We start from the raw sequence: 19,968 nt of genomic DNA, 5'->3' as shown, positions 1-19,968 counted from the left end.
TAGTGGCTTAACGCAGCTCCCCGCACAGATCCACTTCAACCAGCCGACGCACTTCATCAAGTGGCAGGCCTGCACCCAGCAACAGGTGCAGCTTGCCCAGCGTTGCTTCACGGGTCATGCCGCCGCCGGACAACACGCCTGCATTGCGCAGACGGCTGCCAGCCTCGTAGACGTCCAGTTCGACGCCGCCTTCATGGCACTGCGTGATTGCAACGACGCAGATGCCTTGTTGGTGGGCGCGTTCCAGACTGGTCAGGAACGCCGGATCATCGCTGGGACCGGTGCCACTGCCAAAGCATTCGAGCACCAGACCCTGAATGCCGCTGTCGATGACGGCGTTCAGCTGTGCTGCACCGATACCGGGAAACAACGGCAGGATGGCAACGCTGGCCGCGACTTTAGGCAGGCGATAATCCAGTGGCGCGGGGTGCGCAACAGAAGTTTCGCCGCTGTGGGCGCGGTTCAGCGCTGCGAACGGATGGCGGCCGAAGCTGCGGATTTTTGCACAACGGGTCGGGGCCAGCAGTTCACTGTGGAAGTACAAATGCACGCCCGGCTTCAGACCTTTGCCCAGCTCGACCAGTGAACCGTTGACGTTTTCCCAGGCATCACTGTCCGGGACGCCAGCGGGTAGCATTGAGCCGGTGAACAGCACCGGAGCATCAAGCCCCAGCAACTGGAAGCTCATGGCTGCGGCGCTGTACGCCAGGGTGTCAGTCCCGTGAAGGATCAACACCGCGTCGCAACCCTCGACATCGACGGCATCGATGACTGCTTCGCGCAGACGTAGCCAGTAGGCAGGCGTCATGTTGGCGCTGTCGATCAACGGGGCCATCTCACGAAAGCGCCACTGTGGGACCGCAAGATCAGGCCGCTCGGCCAGTTGCCCGGCCATGCGTGCCTCAAAACCCGAGGCCGGGGCCAGGCCGTTGGCGCTGGCCTGCATGCCGATGGTGCCGCCGGTATAAAGAACCATGACTCGCTGAGCGGGTTGTGGCTGTTCATAAGTCACGGTTCTTCTCCGGTATGACGTTAACTATCAGGCTTGGGTAGCGGGCTTTGCCGTGGCATCAACCGGGTTGACCGGTGTCTGGTCAGGGTTGGCAGGCCATGCGGTGCGGTCCAGGTCCAGATCCGGGAACTGGCTTGAATCGAATACTGGAGTCTTGATGCCCGCCTTACGTTGCGCATCGTAGTCACGCAGGATGCGCATGGCGACTTTGAACAACATTGCCAGCGCGATCAAGTTGACGAAGGCCAGCAACGTCATGGTGATGTCGGCGAAGGCGAACACGGTGTTGAGATCAACGACGGCACCCCAGAGGATCAGCACCAATACGAAAACCCGATAGCCGACGATGGCTTTCTTGCTCTCGCCCACCAGGAAACGCAGGCTGTTTTCGCCCAGGTAGTAGTTGTAGAGAATCGAGGTGAAGACGAACAGTGCCAAGGCAACGCTGATGAAGATACGGCCCCAGTCACCGACCACGGCTGCCAGCGAGTTCTGTGCCAGAACAATACCGTTGCCGCTGTAGCCCACGTCGTAAATGCCCGAGAGCAGAATCAGCAGCGCGGTGCAGGTGCAGATCACAAAAGTATCGAGGAACACGCTGAATGCCTGAACCACACCTTGTGAAATCGGGTGCTCGACCTGTGCAACGGCAGCCACGTTCGGCGCACTGCCCAGACCGGCTTCGTTAGCGAACACGCCGCGCTTCACGCCCATGACGATTGCGCTGCCGATCAGGCCGCCAAAAACCGGGTCCAGACCAAATGCGCTTCTGACGATAGTCGCCAGCATGGCTGGAACGTGGTCGATCTGCAGGACGATGACGTAGATGGTCACAGCGATATAGATCAGGGTTTTGACCGGTACCAGAAGGTCTGAAATCGCCGCGATACGCTTGATGCCACCGACGAATGCAAGGCCGAGCAGCACAACCAGGCAGATGCCGGTGGTCATGGTGTCGATGCCGAACGCGCCTTTGAGGGAGTCGGTGACTGCGTGGGATTGCAGGCCGTTGAAGGCAAAACCGAAGGTCACCAGCAGCAACAGTGCCATGACCATACCGAGCCAGCGCTTACCCAGACCATGCTGGATGTAATACGCCGGACCACCACGGAACTGGCCTTCGGAGTCTTTGCGTTTGTACAGCTGAGCGAGTGAACACTCGATGAAGCTGCTGGCCATGCCCACCAGTGCGGTGACCCACATCCAGAACACGGCGCCCGGGCCGCCCAATGTTACGGCGATACCGACACCGGCAATGTTGCCTGCGCCGACCCGGCCTGCAAGGCTGAGCATCAATGCCTGGAAGGAACTGAGCTGGCCGGTGCTGTTGCGTAAACTATCCCTGAAAACAGCGAACATGTGGAAAAAGTGGCGAAACTGGACGAAACGCGAACGAATCGTGAAATAACCGCCGAGCCCTACGATCAGTACGATCAGCACTTTGCCCGAAAGGAAGTCGTTAATGACTTCAAGCATTGGAGAATCCTCGCTGTTGTTTTTAGGGGGCGCGCACTATACCGGTGCGCTCGTCTTGCGTCTGCAATACTTTTCCTTTCCAGTGCAGCGATACGTCCTTGTTGTTTTTGGCAGTGGGCGTTTTGCAGGTAAAAAAAAGGGTCCGGAGAGAATCATCTCGGGACCCCCAAAAGGGAGAGGAGTGTCTAGTCCCTCAACCTGGTGAGCGTGTTGCAGTCGTGCAATTCATCAGGCCTTCAACGGGACCAGACGTGGAGCAATCATGTTTTCCGGCCGCAGGATGTCGTCGAGCATGGCGTCGTCGAGCAAGCCCTCTTCGCGGACCAGTTCCAGTACGCCACGGCCGGTTTCCAGCGCGATACGGGCGATACGGGTAGCGTTTTCATAGCCGATGTACGGGTTCAGCGCGGTGACCAGGCCGATGGAGTGTTCGACCAGTTCGCGGCAGCGGGTCTCATTGGCGGTGATGCCGACGATGCAATGCTCGCGCAGCATGTCCATGGCGCGTTGCAGCAGGCGGATCGAATCGAAGATCTTGTAAGCGATCAGCGGCTCCATCACGTTGAGCTGCAGCTGACCGCCTTCGGCTGCCATGGTCAGTGCCAGGTCGTTGCCGATGATTTCGAAGGCAACCATGTTGACCGCTTCCGGGATAACCGGGTTGACCTTGCCAGGCATGATCGAGCTGCCTGGCTGACGCGCTGGCAGGTTGATTTCGTTGATGCCGGTGCGTGGGCCGCTGGACAGCAGGCGCAAGTCGTTGCAGATCTTCGACAGTTTGACGGCGGTACGCTTGAGCATGCCGGAGAACAGCACGAAGGCGCCCATGTCGGAGGTGGCTTCGATCAGGTCAGCAGCCGGAACCAGCGGTTGGCCGCTGATGATCGCCAGACGATCGACGGCGAGTTTCTGGTAGCCAGGGTCGGCGTTGATACCGGTACCGATGGCAGTGCCGCCCAGGTTTACTTCGGTCAGCAGTTCTGGTGCCAGGCTGCGAAGGCGGTTCAGGTCTTCGGTCAGCGTCGTAGCAAAGGCGCGGAATTCCTGGCCGAGGGTCATCGGCACGGCGTCCTGCAATTGGGTACGGCCCATTTTCAGTACGTGGTTGAATTCCTGGCCCTTGGCTGCGAATGCCTGAATCAGGCTGTCGAGGCTGGCCAGCAGGGCGTCGTGACCCAACAGCAGACCCAGACGAATCGCCGTCGGGTACGCATCGTTAGTCGACTGTGCCATGTTGACATCGTTATTGGGATGCAGCTGTTTGTAGTCGCCTTTCTCAAAGCCCATGGCTTCCAGAGCGATGTTGGCGATGACTTCGTTGGCATTCATGTTGGTTGAAGTGCCAGCGCCACCTTGAATCATGTCCACCACGAAGTGCTCGTGGAAATCGCCGCGAATCAGACGTGCACAGGCTTCACTGATAGCCGCATGCTTGGCTGCATTGAGGTGGCCCAACTGGTGGTTTGCGTCAGCGGCCGCCTGTTTGACCATCGCCAGCCCGACAACCAGCTTCGGGTAATGGGATAGCGGAACGCCGGAAAGGTGAAAATTGTTCACCGCTCGCAACGTTTGAATACCGTAATAGGCGTCAGCGGGTACTTCGAGAACACCAAGCAGGTCTTTTTCGATGCGCGATGATGCAGGCGAGGACATGATAGAGATAGTCTCAAGAGAGGCACGGACAAAGCCGGAACGCTGGTGATACTGGTCCTCTGGCATATTTTTGACCAATGCTGTTACATACTGGGCCATGCCGAAACGGCATAATGCAGGTGTGACGCGATAGGTGTTACTGGCGTGTATATACATTTCCGGCGGTTAGCAGGATCTTTGTGAGCGAATTACAACTATCTGATTTGGAATACTCTTCTGTAGGAGCGCACGAGCACCGCGAGGCCGCGATGGCGTCCTGTCTGATACACCGCCATCGCGGCCTCGCGGTGCTCGTGCGCTCCTACAGATCCAATGTCAGCTTCGCGACTGGGCAGCTTCTACAGAATTCATTCCAATTCAGATGGATAGGGTGCAGGTAAGAGGACAACATGAATCTGGAAAGCAAATGGCTGGAAGACTTCAGCGCGCTGGCTTCCACGCGCAGTTTTTCCCAGGCGGCAGAAAAGCGGTTTGTGACACAACCAGCGTTCAGTCGGCGCATTCGCAGCCTTGAAGCGGCGTTGGGGCTGACGCTGGTCAATCGCTCGCGTACGCCCATCGAACTGACGGCAGCTGGCCAGCTGTTTCTGGTCACCGCACGTACCGTGGTCGATCAACTGGGCGAAGTGTTGCGCCACTTGCATCACCTGGAAGGCGGGCAGGGTGAAGTCATGCAGGTTGCCGCCGCTCACTCTTTGGCGCTGGGCTTCTTCCCACGCTGGATTGCTCAGTTGCGCAACGAAGGTCTGAACATCGCGACCCGGCTGGTCGCCACCAATGTCGGTGACGCGGTGCATGCTTTGCGCGAAGGCGGCTGTGACTTGATGCTGGCGTTCTACGACCCGGACGCCGCCCTGCAAATGGACCCGGAGATTTTCCCTTCACTGCACTTGGCACACACTGAGATGCTGCCGGTATGCGCGGCGGATGAAAGTGGCGAACCGTTGTTCAGTCTGGAGGATGGCAGCAGCGTGCCGCTTCTGGCGTATAGCGCTGGTGCTTTTTTGGGGCGTTCGGTGAACCTGTTGCTGCGTCAGCGGAACCTGCGCTTCACCACAATTTACGAAACAGCCATGGCTGACAGCTTGAAAAGCATGGCGCTGGAAGGTCTGGGCATTGCGTGGGTACCCCGGCTCAGTGTGCGTGCCGAGTTGGCCCGCGGTGAGCTGGTTGAGTGTGGCGGCCCGCAATGGCACATTCCGCTGGAGATTCGCTTGTACCGCTGCGCCTTGGTGCGCAAGGCCAACGTGCGTTTGTTGTGGCGCAAGCTCGAGAGCTCCGCGACACCCGATGGCGCTTGACCCGTAGGTCAGTAAATACGTGGTTTACAGGTCAGAAGCACCTCACAAGACAGATGGTCGCGGGGGGTGCTTCAAACGCAACTCTTTGGGGTATACTGCGCGGCCTTTGGCCGGCTCGACCGGTCATTTTTCGTACAGCAAGCCACGCCGGTCCTCCCGCGTGGCTTGTTTGTTTTTTGATGCGCCTGCGGGCGCCCGATGAGAGGCACGACGATGAGCGCACTGGTTGGCGTGATCATGGGCTCCAAGTCCGATTGGTCCACCCTTAGCCACACCGCCGATATGCTGGAAAAGCTCGGCATTCCGTACGAAGTGAAAGTGGTGTCTGCGCACCGCACTCCGGATTTGCTGTTCCAGTATGCCGAACAGGCTGAAGCACGCGGCATTGAAGTGATCATCGCCGGTGCTGGCGGTGCTGCTCACTTGCCGGGCATGTGTGCAGCCAAGACTCACCTGCCGGTACTGGGCGTTCCAGTCCAGTCCTCCATGCTCTCAGGCGTCGACTCGCTGCTGTCCATCGTGCAGATGCCAGCCGGCATTCCGGTTGCGACCCTGGCCATTGGCAAAGCTGGCGCGATCAACGCAGCACTGCTCTCGGCCAGCATCCTGGGCGCCAAGCACCCACAATTCCACGCAGTGTTGAAGAAATTCCGCACTGAGCAGACAGACAGCGTTCTGGACAATCCAGATCCGCGCGACGCCTGAGGTTTTGCAATGAAGATCGGTGTAATCGGTGGCGGCCAACTGGGCCGCATGTTGGCCCTGGCAGGAACCCCGCTGGGGATGAACTTCGCCTTTCTGGACCCCGCGCCAGACGCGTGCGCAGCGGCATTGGGCGAACATCTGCGTGCCGATTACGGCGATCAGGATCATCTGCGTCAGCTGGCTGACGAAGTGGATCTGGTGACCTTCGAATTCGAAAGCGTGCCTGCTGAAACCGTGGCGTTCCTGTCGCAGTTCGTGCCGGTTTATCCGAGTGCCGAAGCGCTGCGCATCGCCCGCGATCGCTGGTTCGAGAAGAGCATGTTCAAAGACCTGGGCATTCCAACGCCTGAGTTCGCCGACATTCAGTCCCAGGCAGATCTGGACGCTGCAGTCGCCGCTATCGGTCTGCCTGCGGTGCTCAAGACCCGCACGTTGGGTTACGACGGCAAGGGCCAGAAAGTGCTGCGTACCGCAGCTGACGTCGAAGGTACTTTCGCGGAGCTGGGTAGCGTTGCCTGTCTGCTGGAAGGCTTCGTGCCGTTTACCGGTGAAGTGTCGTTGATCGCCGTACGCGCTCGTGACGGGGAAACCCGTTTCTACCCGCTGGTGCACAACACCCACGACAACGGCATCCTGCGTATTTCCATCGCCAGCACCGATCATCCGCTGCAGGCCCTGGCTGAAGACTACGCCGGTCGTGTGCTCAAGCAACTCGATTACGTTGGCGTACTGGCCTTCGAGTTCTTTGAAGTCGATGGCGGTCTCAAAGCCAACGAAATCGCGCCTCGCGTGCACAACTCCGGGCACTGGACCACTGAAGGCGCCGAATGCAGCCAGTTTGAAAACCACCTGCGGGCGGTTGCCGGCTTGCCGCTGGGCTCTACCGCCAAGGTGGGGGAGAGCGCGATGCTCAACTTCATCGGTGAAGTGCCTGCTGTGGATGAAGTGACTGCCATTGATGACTGTCACCTGCATCACTACGGCAAAGCGTTCAAGGCGGGCCGTAAAGTGGGCCACGCCACCGTGCGCAGCGCAGATCGCGCAACGCTGGATCGCCAGGTGAAGCTGGTTGAGGCGCTGATCAAAAACTGATCAGCACGCATTATAAAATGCGATATCAATTGAAATAGTTTCTGTAGGAGCTCGTGAGCACCGCGAGCTCCTACAGATTTTGCGTCAGCCTTTCGCATTGAACCATTCCAACTGCGCACCTCTCTGATAGCGTGATGCCGATGGCTGACCAAGCTTCGGCATATCACTTATTTGAGAGGGAAAACGGCATGGGTATTATCGGAACCATCTTCATCGGCTTGATCGTTGGCCTGCTGGCGCGTTTCCTCAAGCCAGGCGACGACAGCATGGGTTGGATCATGACCATTCTGTTGGGCATCGGCGGTTCGCTGGCGGCCACTTATGGCGGTCAGGCGCTGGGCATCTATCAAGCGGGCGAAGGCGCTGGCTTCCTGGGTGCGCTGGTTGGCGCAATCGTACTGTTGGTGATCTTCGGCCTGATCAAAAAGAAAAGCTGATGTTCGACGGCCCTCTGCGTTCCGGCACGCAGAGGGCTAGAATGCCGGGCAGTTATTCAACTTCCCACTCTTGCCGAGTCTGTCGATGCGTCGTCTTTTAGTAATCCCCCTGCTTTTGATCTGCAGCCTCGCCCGCGCTGAGATCCCTGAAACCGACTGGCTGGATCTGATGCCCAAGTCGGATCAGAAAGCCCTCGAAGCCATGCCTGAAATCGATCATAACTCCCCGGAAGCCCAAGGGACGTTTGATAGCAAAGGTGGTCTGAAACAGAGCAAGGGTTTGCCCGCTGTCATGTACTCAGCCAAGACCGTGCCTGCCATGAACGGCAAGGAAGTGCGTCTTGGAGGTTATCCCGTGCCGCTCGAAACGGATGCCAAGGGCCACAGCACGCTGTTTTTCCTTGTGCCGTATCCGGGCGCTTGTATCCACGTACCGCCACCACCGCCCAACCAATTGGTGCTGGTGCGTTACCCCAAAGGTTTGAAGATCGAAGACATCTACACGCCGCTGTGGGTGGTCGGCAAACTGAAGGTTGAGAAGGTCAGCAATGACTTGGCTGACGCGGCTTATGCAATGGATGCAGAGAAAGCGCGGGTTGTGGTTGAGGCGGATTTGTAGCTTTCACGCTTACTGTGGGAGCCGAGCTTGCTCGCGATAAGAGCGCTGCGGTTTAACTAAGAAATTGCAGCGCCTGAATCGCGAGCAAGCTCGGCTCCCACAAAGTACTCGCCTCTAGATGGGTCAGGCTTCTGACAAAGACTCAGCCCAGATACTCACATCCAGAACATGCATCTGATCCGGCTCCAGCGTCACGATATCGTCCAGTACGTTGGCGGTTTCGACGCAGACCATGCCCTGCCAGCCGTCAGCGGCCATGTCTTTAAAGCTTTTGGTTTTTTCGGTCCACGGATTCCACACGATGGCTGACTTCGAGCCATTGGTGCAGATGTGGATTTTGCGCTGCCATGTCGGGTCGACAATGCTCAGCATGTCCGGGGTGTTGAGGTAGATGCGGTCGGTCTCGCCTGCGAATTTCAGATCGCCGGACTGATTGCGCTCTTCCCAGTTTTCCAGGGTTTCAATGTAACGCAGGCCGTCGAGGCCTTTGATGCTGATCTCGCGTACATCGCTGACGGCGAAGTAGGTGTGCAGTGCCTGGCTAAAGCTCACGGTTTCAGTGCCGGAGTTATAACTGACGAGGCTAACGTTCAGTGCTTCGTCCAGACGAATGCTCAGTTTCAAGCCCACGTTATGCGGCCAGCCTGGCAGCTTGCCTTCCGTCTTGGGCTGGATGAAATCGACGATCAAGGCGTCGTCATCTTCGGCCATGCCCATCAATTCCCAGTCGATGGCACGAACTTCGCCGTGAGCCTTGGCAGGCTCGTCGCTTACGCGCATGGCCTGCACGCTTTCCGGGTTGCGCTGAAGATTGCCGAACCAAGGCCAGCAGACAGGCATACCACCGCGAATCGGGGTGCCTTTCTTGAAAACCGCCTGATCATTGGACCAGATCAGCGGCTGCTGCCCGGCAAGCTTGTAGCTGACGATATGCGCACCTTGCTGGGCGACAACGAGTTCGGCTTCACCGTGGCTGATTCTCCAGCAGTTCAGCTCATCGATGGTGACGGATTCGACCTGGGGCGTTGGCATATAAAGAACTCTCAAACAAAGACTAAGACAAAATGGACCGTGTCCAGGTCGATGAGTTTACCTTGATCCTTGCCGCAGCGCGGTTTCTGTGGGAGCCGAGCTTGCTCGCGATAAGGGCGGCACGGATATCAGGTCAATCGCGTCCAGCCGTATCGTCGGAATGCCGCCCAGATCAAGCCACGCTCCCACAGTTACCTGCGAGCAGGCACCGAACGCGTCCGCCCGCTGCCATCAATGGCCACGAACACAAACACGGCTTCAGTCACTTTGCGCCATTCGCTGGACAGCGGGTCATCACTCCAGACTTCAACCATCATCTGGATGGAGCTGCGGCCGATTTCCAGCGCCTGGGTATAGAAGGACAACTGCGCGCCCACCGCCACTGGAACCAGAAACGCCATACGATCAATGGCGACGGTGGCAACGCGCCCGCCAGCGATCTTGCTGGCCATTGCCGTACCGGCCAGGTCCATCTGGGAAACCAGCCAGCCGCCGAAGATATCGCCGAAGCCATTGGTTTCGCGGGGTAGAGCGGTAATTTGCAACGCGAGATCGCCTTGCGGGATTGGATCTTCTTGTTCGAACTCGATCATGCCTAGGGTGCCTCTGACCCATGACTCTTAGTATTGTTGCCGCGGTTGGCAGGCGCCATTCAAAACCATTTGCATGAACATAAAACGTTCAGCGCAGGCGGAACACCTGAAGGGGAAACTCTGCGAAAGCGGCTGAATGGCAGCTGATTTCGCACAGCACCCCCGACTGACTGAGGCTTGTGCGCTACATTCCGACACACAACCGACAGTAACCCGACGGTCTGCGAGTATATCGGGCGACGCGTCATGAAACGACCATCGAGTACTGATTTCGACGATATACGCATCAGGCTGTGTGCTTTTTGAAACAATTTGCTATCGTGCCGGACCCGACAAGGCGGCATGACTGCCTGTGTCACGCAATTTTGGTGCCTATCCGCACAGTTGCTCCGGACAATCGCAGTTGCAGGCCACCCCGCCGTAACCTGCTTTACTGTCGCTAACCCTATTCAAGAGAAGCCTTCTTAGAGAAGTATTGTTCATGTCAACTGTGCCTTCGAGTACCGCGCAGCCTTCGCGCCCGCTGACCCGCAACGACTACAAGACCTTGTCGCTGTCCGCGTTGGGCGGCGCGCTTGAGTTCTACGACTTCATCATTTTCGTGTTCTTCGCGGCGGTGGTCGGCAAGCTGTTCTTCCCGGCAGACATGCCGGAGTGGCTGCGCATGATGCAGACCTTCGGTATTTTCGCTGCTGGTTATCTGGCGCGCCCTCTGGGCGGCATCATCATGGCGCACTTCGGCGACCTGTTGGGGCGCAAGAAAATGTTTACCCTGAGCATTTTCATGATGGCGGTGCCGACGCTGATCATGGGTCTGCTGCCGACGTATGCCCAGATCGGCATGTTGGCGCCGATTCTGCTTCTGCTGATGCGCGTCATTCAGGGCGCAGCGATCGGCGGTGAAGTGCCGGGCGCCTGGGTTTTCGTGTCCGAGCACGTTCCTGCGCGTTACATCGGCTATGCCTGTGGCACGCTGACCTGTGGTCTGACGGCCGGCATTCTGCTGGGCTCGCTGATGGCGACCCTTATCAACAGCATCTACACCCCAATTGAAGTGTCGGATTACGCATGGCGTATCCCGTTCCTGGTCGGTGGTGTGTTCGGCCTGTTGTCGGTATATCTGCGTCGTTGGTTGCACGAAACGCCAGTGTTCGCCGAACTGCAATTGCGCAAAGCGCTGGCCGATGAAGTGCCGCTCAAGTCGGTGCTGCGTGACCACCGTGGTGCCGTTGCAATCTCGATGCTGCTGACCTGGTTGCTGTCGGCGGGGATCATCGTGGTTATTCTGATGACCCCGACTATTTTGCAGGGCGCGACCTTCGGCTTCCCGGCTGCTGTGGCCCTGAAGGCCAATAGCCTGGCGATCGTTTTCCTGAGTCTGGGTTGCATCGGTTCGGGCGCACTGGCTGACCGCATTGGTGCTGGCCGTGTGTTCCTGTTTGGCAGCCTGGGTTTGTTGATCTGCTCATGGACCATGTACCACACGCTGGCGGCCAATCCTGACTGGTTGTTCCCGCTGTATGCAGTGACCGGCCTGTTCGTTGGCGTCATTGGCGCAGTGCCGTACGTGATGGTCAAGGCATTCCCGGCTGTAGTGCGTTTCTCGGGGTTGTCGTTCTCATACAACCTGGCTTACGCGATTTTTGGCGGCCTGACGCCGATGGTCGTGACGCTCATGCTCAAATCCAGCCCTATGGCACCCGCTTGGTACGTGGCGATTCTATGTGTGCTGGGCATGCTGATTGGCTGCTACCTGATCGCCAAAAAGCGCTGATCGTTGGAGTCTGAAGACTTCCGTTTCATGCCGCGCGCTACTCGAGACCGCCATTCCTGAAAAGGGTGGCGGTCTTTCATTTAATTGTCACAATTAAGTCATAGAGTCGTCACGCTTGCGGCCAATACTCGGGCCAACGGACCTATTTCTTCACCTCGCTCGGAGCAAGGTATGACTTTCAAGCGTTTGATCACTGCACTGACCTTCGTTGCCGCTGGCGTCGCTGCTGCCAATGCGGTTGCTGCTGTTGATCCGGCGATCAAACCGTACGTGAAAACGTCGGGTGTCTCGGGCAACCTGTCGAGTGTGGGCTCCGATACGCTGGCGAACCTCATGACGCTGTGGGCTGAGGCTTACAAGAAAGAATATCCGAGTGTGAACATCCAGATTCAGGCGGCTGGCTCGTCCACTGCACCACCGGCGCTGACTGAAGGCACTGCGAATCTCGGTCCGATGAGTCGCAAGATGAAAGACGGCGAGCTGTCGGCGTTTGAACAGAAGTACGGCTACAAACCCACAGCTATCCCGGTTGCAGTCGATGCCCTGGCGGTTTTCGTCCACAAGGACAACCCGATCAAGGGTCTGACCATGGCGCAAGTGGATGCCATCTTCTCGGTCACCCGCCTGTGCGGCGCCAAAGCGGACGCCAAAACCTGGGGTGATGTGGGCGTCACCGGTGATCTGGCGAACAAACCGATTCAGTTGTTTGGTCGCAATTCAGTGTCCGGTACGTACGGCTACTTCAAGGAAGAAGCCCTGTGCAAAGGCGATTTCAAAGCCAACGTCAACGAGCAGCCGGGTTCTGCTTCGGTCGTAAGCTCGATCAGCAGTTCGCTCAACGGCATTGGTTACTCGGGTATTGGTTATAAAACGTCCAGCGTTCGCACCGTGCCATTGGCCAAGAAGGACGGCGGCGAGTTCGTTGAAGACAACGAAGCCAACGCGTTGAACGGCACTTATCCGCTGTCGCGTTTCCTCTATGTCTACGTCAATAAGGCCCCGAATAAACCGCTGGCCCCGCTGGAAGCTGAGTTCATCAAGCTGGTGCTGTCGAAGCAGGGTCAGGAAGTGGTCATGAAAGACGGCTACATCCCACTGCCGCCAAGAGTGGTAACCAAGGCGCTGACCGATCTGGGTCTGCAGGAAGCTGCTGCAAAATAATCCGGGTTGCGGTGGGATCTGTTCTAATCAGGTCCCACCGTTAACTGAACAGTTCGCTGCCATGATCGTAGGTGGCGGGCTTTTTTGCGTCACCCCGCTGTAATGTTTTTGTCATACAGGGCGGCTAGGGTGTGCGCATGAATGATCTGGCCAATTCATCGATGAATCAGAATTCACCTGCCAAGCGCATTGATTTCAATACGCCTGAGCTGCAACGCAGGCGCCGCATACGCGCTGTCAAGGACCGCCTGACCCGTTGGTACGTCGCCATTGGCGGCCTCGCCGTGCTCGCGGCGATCACCTTGATCTTCTTCTATCTGGCCTATGTCGTTGCACCGTTGTTTCAAGGCGCGAGCCTGAACAAGGAAGACGCTCTGAAGCCTGCCTGGCTGAACGATGCGGGCAAGTCGCTGATGCTGACTGTCGAAGAACAGAACCAGGTCGGGATGCGCATTTCCGACAAGGGCGAAGCCGTGTTTTTCGGCATCACAGACGGCGCAGAAATCAAACGAGTCAGCCTGCCGTTACCTGCGGGCGTGAGCGTGGCTTCTATCGGGCAGGATCAGCCCGGTACGCCGCTGATTGCATTGGGCCTGTCCAATGGTCAGGTGTTGGCATTCAGACACAGCTACCTGATCACTTACCCCAATAATCATAAGACCATCACGCCGACGATCACCTGGCCTTACGGCGAAGCGCCGCTGGTGCTGGATGAAGAGGCGCGGGCGGTTGAGCATGTCAGCATCAACGCTAACGGCGAGAAGCTGTTGATTGCGGGCACCACTGGCACCAAGCTGCACGTGCTGTCGCTGGCGCGCGAAGAAAACATGATGACCGGCGAAGTGACCAGCGAGCAAAGCCGCATCGACTTGCCGCAGATGTCCGAGGCAGTCAAAGCCATTTACATCGATCCGCGCCAGCAATGGCTGTATGTGATCAACGGCCGCGCTCAGGCCGACGTGTTCAGCCTGCGTGATCGCACACTCAATGGCCGTTACAAACTGCTTGAAGACGGCAATGCCGAGATCACCGCCAGCACCCAATTGGTTGGCGGCATTTCATTGATTATCGGTAACTCCAAAGGCGGGATGGCCCAGTGGTTCATGGCGCGCGACGTCGATGGCGACCAGCGCTTCATGCACATTCGCGACTTCAGGATGGGCAGTGCGCCGATTACCCAGATCACTGCCGAGCAACGGCGTAAAGGCTTCATCGCGCTGGATGCATCGGGTCAGCTCGGCGTTTTCCATAGCACCGCGCATCGCACTTTGTTGGTCGAGAAGGTCGCTGATGGCTCTGGTATTTTTGCCCTGTCACCGCGTGCGGACCAGATCCTGGTAGAGCAGGGCGGTGCGTTGCGGCCGATGAGCTTGAAAAATCCGCACCCGGAAGTCTCCTGGAGCGCATTGTGGGGCAAGGTCTGGTACGAGAATTACGACGCGCCCAAGTACGTCTGGCAGTCGACCGCGTCCAACAGCGATTTCGAGCCCAAGCTGAGTCTGGCACCGCTGACCTACGGCACGCTCAAAGCCGCGTTCTATGCCATGTTACTGGCCGCGCCTCTGGCTGTTGCCGCCGCGATTTACACCGCCTACTTCATGGCCCCGAGCCTGCGCCGCAAGGTCAAGCCGGTGATCGAACTGATGGAAGCCATGCCGACGGTGATTCTCGGCTTCTTCGCCGGTCTGTTTTTGGCACCGTATCTGGAAGGTCATTTGCCGGGTGTCTTCAGCCTGATGCTGCTGACGCCCATCGGTATCCTGCTCGCCGGGTTTGCCTGGAGCCGCTTGCCTGATTCGATTCGCTTGCGGGTTCCCGATGGTTGGGAGAGCGCGATCCTGCTGCCGGTGGTGCTGCTGGTGGGCTGGTTCTCGCTGAGCATGAGCCCGCATCTGGAAAACTGGTTCTTCGGCGGTGACATGCGCATGTGGATCTCCCACGACCTGGGCATCACTTATGACCAGCGCAACGCACTGGTTGTCGGCATAGCGATGGGCTTTGCGGTTATCCCGAATATCTACTCGATTGCCGAAGATGCGGTGTTCAGCGTGCCTCGCGGCCTTACGCTGGGTTCGCTGGCACTGGGTGCCACGCCGTGGCAGACCCTGACCCGCGTGGTAATCCTCACTGCAAGCCCGGGGATTTTCTCGGCGCTGATGATCGGCATGGGCCGTGCAGTGGGTGAAACGATGATCGTACTCATGGCCACCGGCAATACGCCGATCATGGACATGAACCTGTTTGAGGGGATGCGCACTCTGGCGGCCAACGTGGCCGTGGAGATGCCTGAGTCGGAGGTGGGTGGCAGTCATTACCGAGTGTTGTTCCTCGCGGCGCTGGTGCTGCTGATGTTCACCTTTGTGATGAACACCCTCGCAGAGCTGATCCGTCAGCGCCTGCGCAAAAAATACTCGTCTCTCTAAGGAAGGTAGAAGTTCGTGAAACAGAACTCCCTCAAGAGCTGGTTTAAAACAGGCGCCCCCGGCGTCTGGATGAGTGCGGGCGCGGTATCCATTGCGGTCATCATGACGCTGGGTTTGTTGTCGGTAATTGCCGTGCGTGGTCTGGGGCACTTTTGGCCGGCCGATCTGATGTACGCGCAATACGATGTGCCCAATCAGGAGAAACACGTTCTGATTGGCGAAGTCGTCGAGCAAGAACAAGTCCCTCGCGCACGCCTCAAGGGTGCGGGTTTGCCTGTGCCGGAAGATGGCCCGGAGTTCATGACCCGTGAGCTGGTCAAGGTCGGCAATCGTGACGTCAATCCCAGCGATTTCACCTGGGTCGTTGGCGAATGGATATCCAACCAAAACCTGTCGCCTGAGCTGATGACCCTTGAGCGTCGCGAGTGGGGTAACTTCTACGGCTATCTGGTCAACGTCAAAGAGGGCGGCAAGGTCGTCGCTGAGGGCGAAGCGGCCTGGCCGACGCTGCAAGACCGCATCAAGCGCGTTGAAGGCCTGGCCCGCGAGCTTTATCAGCTGGAAAAGAAAGACGTTGGCGCCATCAACCACGGCATCGAACGGTTGCGTCTGCAGGCCCGCAAGCTGGAGCTGGACGGCAAGCTTGATGCGCAGGCCCAGGCCGATATGGCCAGCGAGCGCGCCGAGCTCGACAGTCGCTATAAAGTCATCGAAGAGCGTCTGAGCTCGCTGCACGAGGCTTTTGATCGTGACAGCCTCACTGCCCGTGATGCAAATGGCAAGGAAGTCGAAATCAGCCTGGGCAAGGTCGTGCATGCCTACCAGCCCAACGCCATGGGCACGATGACCAAGCTGGGTTTTTACTTCAAGAAACTCTGGGAATTCCTCAGCGAAGATCCGCGGGAAGCTAACACCGAGGGCGGGATTTTCCCGGCGATTTTCGGCACGGTGATGATGACCCTGATCATGGCGGTGATCGTCACGCCGTTTGGGGTGCTGGCGGCGGTTTACTTGCGTGAATACGCCCGGCAAGGCCCGGTGACCCGCTTGATTCGCATTGCCGTGAACAACCTCGCGGGCGTTCCGGCCATTGTTTATGGCGTGTTCGGGTTGGGCTTCTTTGTGTATGTGCTGGGCGGATCTCTGGATCGGCTGTTCTTCCCCGAAGCCTTGCCCGCGCCGACTTTTGGTACGCCGGGCCTGCTCTGGGCGTCGCTGACGCTGGCATTGCTGGCCGTGCCGGTAGTGATCGTGGCGACTGAAGAGGGTCTGGCGCGCATCCCGCGCACTATTCGTGAAGGCTCGCTGGCGCTAGGGGCGACCAAAGCCGAGACGCTGTGGAAGATTGTTCTGCCCATGGCCAGCCCGGCGATGATGACCGGTCTGATTCTGGCCGTGGCCCGTGCCGCCGGTGAAGTGGCGCCGTTGATGCTGGTGGGCGTGGTCAAACTGGCCCCGTCGCTGCCGGTAGACGGCAACTACCCTTACCTGCATCTGGATCAGAAGATCATGCACCTGGGGTTCCATATTTACGACGTGGGCTTCCAGAGTCCCAATGTCGAGGCCGCTAGACCGTTGGTATACGCCACGGCGCTGTTGCTGGTGTTAGTGATTGCCTTGCTCAACCTGTCGGCGGTGGCTATTCGTAACCACCTGCGCGAGAAGTACAAGGCGTTCGACAGTTGATTGAAATGAAGAGGTCGCCCAACCACTGGGCTGTAGGAGCTCACGAGCAGCGCGAGGCAGCGATAGCGGCTGGTCTGACACACCGCTTCGCGGCCGTCGTCACCTGCGACTGCTCCTACAGGCCCGATTAGTCAGACAGTCATATTTGTTTGAGAAGGGCGATTCAACAGAATGGTTAGCGTACGGAGCAATTCCATGCAGCATGAAAACCCGGCACGAGGCATCAACATGTCGGCCCTGGGGCGCAATAAGTCCGGCTTGCATCTGGCTGACGAGACCGTGGCTATCGAAGTGCCGGGTTTGAACCTGTTCTACGGTGACAAGCAGGCATTGTTCGATGTCAGCCTGAATATTCCGAAGCAGCGTGTGACGGCTTTCATTGGTCCGTCCGGCTGCGGCAAGTCGACTTTGTTGCGCACGTTCAACCGCATGAACGATCTGGTCGATGGTTGCAGCGTAAAAGGCGCAATCAATCTGTACGGTCACGATATCTACACCAAAGGTGAAGATGTCGCCGAATTGCGCCGTCGTGTCGGCATGGTGTTTCAGAAGCCCAACCCATTCCCCAAGACCATCTACGAAAACGTGGTGTATGGCTTGCGGATCCAGGGCATCAACAAAAAGCGCGTGCTCGATGAAGCTGTCGAGTGGGCACTCAAGGCCGCAGCGTTATGGGACGAGGTCAAAGACCGTCTGCATGAGTCAGCGCTGGGTCTATCCGGTGGTCAGCAGCAACGTCTGGTGATTGCCCGGACCATCGCCGTGGAGCCGGAAGTCCTGCTGCTCGACGAACCCTGTTCAGCGCTCGATCCGATTTCGACGTTGAAAGTTGAAGAGCTGATCTACGAACTGAAATCCAAATACACCATTGTGATCGTTACCCACAACATGCAGCAGGCGGCACGGGTTTCGGATTACACCGCGTTTATGTACATGGGCAAACTGGTCGAGTTCGGTGACACGGACACGATGTTCACCAACCCGGCTAAAAAACAGACTGAAGATTACATCACCGGTCGTTACGGCTAGGTCCTGCTCAAACCCCTGAAGCACCGCTGCGTTTTCGCACTTAACCGGACGTTCCAAGGACACCAAGCATGATTCATAAAGACAGCCTCACGCATCACATCTCGCAACAGTTCAACGCTGAGCTTGAAGAAGTACGCAGCCATCTGCTCGAAATGGGCGGTCTGGTCGAGAAGCAGGTCAACGATGCCGTGACTGCCTTGATCGAAGCGGACTCCGGTCTGGCCCAGCGCGTTCGTGAAGTCGACGACCGCATCAACCAGATGGAGCGCAACATCGATGAAGAATGCCTGCGCATTCTGGCGCGTCGTCAGCCAGCGGCTTCGGACCTGCGTTTGATCATCAGCATTTCCAAGTCGGTGATCGACCTGGAGCGCATCGGTGATGAATCGACCAAGATCGCCCGTCGCGCCATTCAGCTATGCGAAGAAGGCGAATCACCGCGTGGTTACGTCGAAGTTCGCCATATTGGCGATCAGGTGCGCAACATGGTTCGCGATGCCCTGGATTCGTTTGCTCGCTTCGACGCCGAGCTCGCGCTTTCCGTGGCCCAGTACGACAAAGTTATCGACCGCGAGTACAAGACCGCCTTGCGCGAGCTGGCGACTTACATGATGGAAGATCCGCGCTCGATCTCCCGCGTACTCAACGTGATCTGGGTGCTGCGTTCGCTGGAGCGTATCGGCGACCACGCCCGTAACATTTCCGAGCTGGTCATCTACCTCGTACGTGGAACCGACGTGCGGCACATGGGCCTCAAGCGCATGAAAGAAGAGGTGCAGGGGATCACTAGCGAAAGCGCTAATGTTCCGGACAAATCTGACGATAAGTAAGATTGCCTGCGAAAAAACGCCCAGCTCGCAGCTGGGCGTTTTTGTTCTCGGGCGTGAGAAATTCCAGCCGCCCGCGAATTAAATGTCCTGGCGCCGTCAAACACGTTGGCCTTTGGCCATCAGCCAGCGCTATGCTTGCCGAAATATAGGGTGTGTTCAGCATCAACGCGGTTCGCCAGCAATGGCGACACACCCGCAGGAGCGTCGATGAGTAAGATCAGTGTTTTGATTGTGGATGACGCGACTTTCATCCGCGATTTGGTTAAGAAAGGTCTGCGCAATTATTTTCCCGGTATTCACACCGAGGACGCCGTCAACGGTCGCAAGGCTCAGGTCACCCTGAACCGCGAAGAGTTTGACCTGATCCTGTGCGACTGGGAAATGCCGGAGATGTCCGGCCTTGAACTGCTGACCTGGTGCCGTGAACAGGACAACTACCTGAAAACCGTTCCCTTCATCATGGTGACCAGCCGTGGCGACAAGGAGAACGTGGTGCAGGCGATTCAGGCTGGCGTGACTGACTTTGTCGGCAAGCCATTCACCAACGAACAGCTGCTGACCAAGGTCAAGAAAGCCTTGGCCAAAGTCGGCAAACTCGACGCCGTGATGTCCACCGCGCCGTCGCGCATGAACTCGCCGCTCAATGACTCGCTGAGCGCACTGACTGGCGGTAAGGCTGAAGTGGTACGTCCTGCCGCTGGCCCTGCTGTGACGGCCGCACCCGGATTTGGTGGTATTGCCAAAGCTCCGCCAGTCCCGCCGAAAGCCGCTGCGAAAGAACCTGCAGGCCGTGGTCAGGGCCAATTGCGCCTGCCGAGCGGCAATCAGAGTTGCGTGATCAAGGCGCTGACCCTGAAAGAAGCATTGCTGGTGGTACGCCGCAGTGAATCCCTGCCGCAGATCCTTGAGCAGGCTGTGCTCGACCTGGAACAGGGCGAGAGCAATGAAGTAGCGCGCCTCAACGGCTACCTCCACGCGATCGTGGCGTTCGAACAGAAGCCGGACAGCGAGTGGCTGCAAGTGACCTTCCGCTTTACCGATCAAGACGCGCAGAAGCTGGACTACATCTCCCGCCTGATCGCCCGCGGCACGGTACAGAAGCACTTCTCGCCGGGAGCTTGATTGCGACACTCGCAGGACCGGCT

The 19,968-nt window shown here is 58.0% G+C and carries 17 protein-coding genes; 12 read left to right on the top strand and 5 right to left on the bottom strand.

From position 1 onward, the window contains the following. Positions 1-7: 7 nt before the first annotated feature. The 3 genes from ABRP31_RS27280 to ABRP31_RS27270 all read right to left on the bottom strand — a co-directional run bounded on the left by ABRP31_RS27280 (position 8) and on the right by ABRP31_RS27270 (position 4,141). Complete coding sequence (locus ABRP31_RS27280) at positions 8-976, bottom strand: asparaginase (protein WP_372489483.1); 969 nt, start codon at positions 974-976, stop codon at positions 8-10. A gap of 63 nt (positions 977-1,039) precedes the next feature. Beyond that, positions 1,040-2,488: a sodium:alanine symporter family protein gene (locus ABRP31_RS27275; protein ID WP_087269245.1), complete on the bottom strand. Its 1,449-nt coding sequence runs from the start codon at positions 2,486-2,488 to the stop codon at positions 1,040-1,042. 228 nt (positions 2,489-2,716) lie between these two features. After that, positions 2,717-4,141 (bottom strand): aspartate ammonia-lyase, encoded by a 1,425-nt coding sequence (locus tag ABRP31_RS27270; RefSeq protein WP_087269243.1) that lies wholly within the window; start codon positions 4,139-4,141, stop codon positions 2,717-2,719. A 389-nt stretch (positions 4,142-4,530) separates the two neighbouring features. Between ABRP31_RS27270 and ABRP31_RS27265 the strand changes: the two genes are divergently transcribed. The 5 genes from ABRP31_RS27265 (at position 4,531) to ABRP31_RS27245 (ending at position 8,295) form a co-directional block, all read left to right on the top strand. Next, positions 4,531-5,442: a LysR substrate-binding domain-containing protein gene (locus ABRP31_RS27265; RefSeq protein WP_087273817.1), complete on the top strand. Its 912-nt coding sequence runs from the start codon at positions 4,531-4,533 to the stop codon at positions 5,440-5,442. 213 nt (positions 5,443-5,655) lie between these two features. Further along, a complete protein-coding gene (purE, locus tag ABRP31_RS27260) occupies positions 5,656-6,147 on the top strand; it encodes a 5-(carboxyamino)imidazole ribonucleotide mutase (RefSeq protein ID WP_027902272.1) in 492 nt (163 codons plus the stop codon). Positions 6,148-6,156: 9 nt separating this feature from the next. Continuing rightward, on the top strand, positions 6,157-7,239 hold the full coding sequence (locus ABRP31_RS27255) for a 5-(carboxyamino)imidazole ribonucleotide synthase (RefSeq protein ID WP_349972593.1): 1,083 nt from the start codon (positions 6,157-6,159) through the stop codon (positions 7,237-7,239). A 188-nt stretch (positions 7,240-7,427) separates the two neighbouring features. Further along, positions 7,428-7,676: a GlsB/YeaQ/YmgE family stress response membrane protein gene (locus tag ABRP31_RS27250; RefSeq protein ID WP_027902270.1), complete on the top strand. Its 249-nt coding sequence runs from the start codon at positions 7,428-7,430 to the stop codon at positions 7,674-7,676. Positions 7,677-7,761: 85 nt separating this feature from the next. After that, positions 7,762-8,295, top strand: coding sequence for a DUF3299 domain-containing protein (locus ABRP31_RS27245; protein WP_349972594.1), 534 nt, complete (start codon positions 7,762-7,764; stop codon positions 8,293-8,295). Positions 8,296-8,418: 123 nt separating this feature from the next. On the opposite strand, the gene ABRP31_RS27240 is transcribed toward ABRP31_RS27245, so the two are convergent. Together ABRP31_RS27240 and ABRP31_RS27235 are read right to left on the bottom strand one after the other, a co-directional pair. Next, positions 8,419-9,327: a D-hexose-6-phosphate mutarotase gene (locus tag ABRP31_RS27240; protein WP_349972595.1), complete on the bottom strand. Its 909-nt coding sequence runs from the start codon at positions 9,325-9,327 to the stop codon at positions 8,419-8,421. A 191-nt stretch (positions 9,328-9,518) separates the two neighbouring features. Beyond that, positions 9,519-9,920 carry an acyl-CoA thioesterase gene (locus tag ABRP31_RS27235; RefSeq protein WP_027901946.1) on the bottom strand — a complete coding sequence of 134 codons (402 nt, stop codon included), beginning with the start codon at positions 9,918-9,920 and terminating at the stop codon, positions 9,519-9,521. Positions 9,921-10,401: 481 nt separating this feature from the next. Here ABRP31_RS27235 and ABRP31_RS27230 point away from each other — a divergent pair, with 481 nt between their 5' ends. The 7 genes from ABRP31_RS27230 (at position 10,402) to ABRP31_RS27200 (ending at position 19,945) form a co-directional block, all read left to right on the top strand. Continuing rightward, positions 10,402-11,694, top strand: a complete 1,293-nt coding sequence (locus ABRP31_RS27230; protein WP_087273815.1) for an MFS transporter — start codon at positions 10,402-10,404, stop codon at positions 11,692-11,694. 171 nt (positions 11,695-11,865) lie between these two features. Further along, positions 11,866-12,855, top strand: a complete 990-nt coding sequence (locus ABRP31_RS27225; RefSeq protein WP_087273813.1) for a phosphate ABC transporter substrate-binding protein PstS family protein — start codon at positions 11,866-11,868, stop codon at positions 12,853-12,855. Positions 12,856-13,244: 389 nt separating this feature from the next. Further along, positions 13,245-15,278: an ABC transporter permease subunit gene (locus ABRP31_RS27220; RefSeq protein ID WP_372489482.1), complete on the top strand. Its 2,034-nt coding sequence runs from the start codon at positions 13,245-13,247 to the stop codon at positions 15,276-15,278. Positions 15,279-15,347: 69 nt separating this feature from the next. Continuing rightward, entirely contained in the window at positions 15,348-16,964 is a 1,617-nt protein-coding gene (pstA, locus tag ABRP31_RS27215; protein WP_349972639.1) for a phosphate ABC transporter permease PstA, read from the top strand. 195 nt (positions 16,965-17,159) lie between these two features. Further along, a complete protein-coding gene (gene pstB, locus ABRP31_RS27210; protein WP_027901941.1) occupies positions 17,160-17,993 on the top strand; it encodes a phosphate ABC transporter ATP-binding protein PstB in 834 nt (277 codons plus the stop codon). 68 nt (positions 17,994-18,061) lie between these two features. Continuing rightward, positions 18,062-18,823 carry a phosphate signaling complex protein PhoU gene (gene phoU / locus ABRP31_RS27205; protein ID WP_087273810.1) on the top strand — a complete coding sequence of 254 codons (762 nt, stop codon included), beginning with the start codon at positions 18,062-18,064 and terminating at the stop codon, positions 18,821-18,823. Positions 18,824-19,030: 207 nt separating this feature from the next. Then, the gene (locus tag ABRP31_RS27200) at positions 19,031-19,945 is read left to right on the top strand and encodes a response regulator (protein WP_087273808.1); all 915 of its coding nucleotides are present in this window, start codon (positions 19,031-19,033) and stop codon (positions 19,943-19,945) included. The last annotated feature ends 23 nt before the right edge of the window (positions 19,946-19,968 follow it).

The organism is Pseudomonas caspiana (assembly GCF_040224095.2).
GTDB classification, from domain to species: Bacteria; Pseudomonadota; Gammaproteobacteria; order Pseudomonadales; family Pseudomonadaceae; genus Aquipseudomonas; species Aquipseudomonas caspiana.
This window is presented reverse-complemented; position numbering and strand designations above follow the sequence as displayed.

Bases quoted from the DNA above. Each gene is read 5' to 3' on its own strand.
- ABRP31_RS27280 (WP_372489483.1), bottom strand. From the start codon at position 976: ATGGTTCTTTATACCGGCGGCACCATCGGCATGCAGGCCAGCGCCAAC.
- ABRP31_RS27275 (WP_087269245.1), bottom strand. From the start codon at position 2,488: ATGCTTGAAGTCATTAACGACTTCCTTTCGGGCAAAGTGCTGATCGTA.
- ABRP31_RS27270 (WP_087269243.1), bottom strand. From the start codon at position 4,141: ATGTCCTCGCCTGCATCATCGCGCATCGAAAAAGACCTGCTTGGTGTT.
- ABRP31_RS27265 (WP_087273817.1), top strand. From the start codon at position 4,531: ATGAATCTGGAAAGCAAATGGCTGGAAGACTTCAGCGCGCTGGCTTCC.
- purE (WP_027902272.1), top strand. From the start codon at position 5,656: ATGAGCGCACTGGTTGGCGTGATCATGGGCTCCAAGTCCGATTGGTCC.
- ABRP31_RS27255 (WP_349972593.1), top strand. From the start codon at position 6,157: ATGAAGATCGGTGTAATCGGTGGCGGCCAACTGGGCCGCATGTTGGCC.
- ABRP31_RS27250 (WP_027902270.1), top strand. From the start codon at position 7,428: ATGGGTATTATCGGAACCATCTTCATCGGCTTGATCGTTGGCCTGCTG.
- ABRP31_RS27245 (WP_349972594.1), top strand. From the start codon at position 7,762: ATGCGTCGTCTTTTAGTAATCCCCCTGCTTTTGATCTGCAGCCTCGCC.
- ABRP31_RS27240 (WP_349972595.1), bottom strand. From the start codon at position 9,327: ATGCCAACGCCCCAGGTCGAATCCGTCACCATCGATGAGCTGAACTGC.
- ABRP31_RS27235 (WP_027901946.1), bottom strand. From the start codon at position 9,920: ATGATCGAGTTCGAACAAGAAGATCCAATCCCGCAAGGCGATCTCGCG.
- ABRP31_RS27230 (WP_087273815.1), top strand. From the start codon at position 10,402: ATGTCAACTGTGCCTTCGAGTACCGCGCAGCCTTCGCGCCCGCTGACC.
- ABRP31_RS27225 (WP_087273813.1), top strand. From the start codon at position 11,866: ATGACTTTCAAGCGTTTGATCACTGCACTGACCTTCGTTGCCGCTGGC.
- pstA (WP_349972639.1), top strand. From the start codon at position 15,348: ATGAGTGCGGGCGCGGTATCCATTGCGGTCATCATGACGCTGGGTTTG.
- pstB (WP_027901941.1), top strand. From the start codon at position 17,160: ATGCAGCATGAAAACCCGGCACGAGGCATCAACATGTCGGCCCTGGGG.
- phoU (WP_087273810.1), top strand. From the start codon at position 18,062: ATGATTCATAAAGACAGCCTCACGCATCACATCTCGCAACAGTTCAAC.
- ABRP31_RS27200 (WP_087273808.1), top strand. From the start codon at position 19,031: ATGAGTAAGATCAGTGTTTTGATTGTGGATGACGCGACTTTCATCCGC.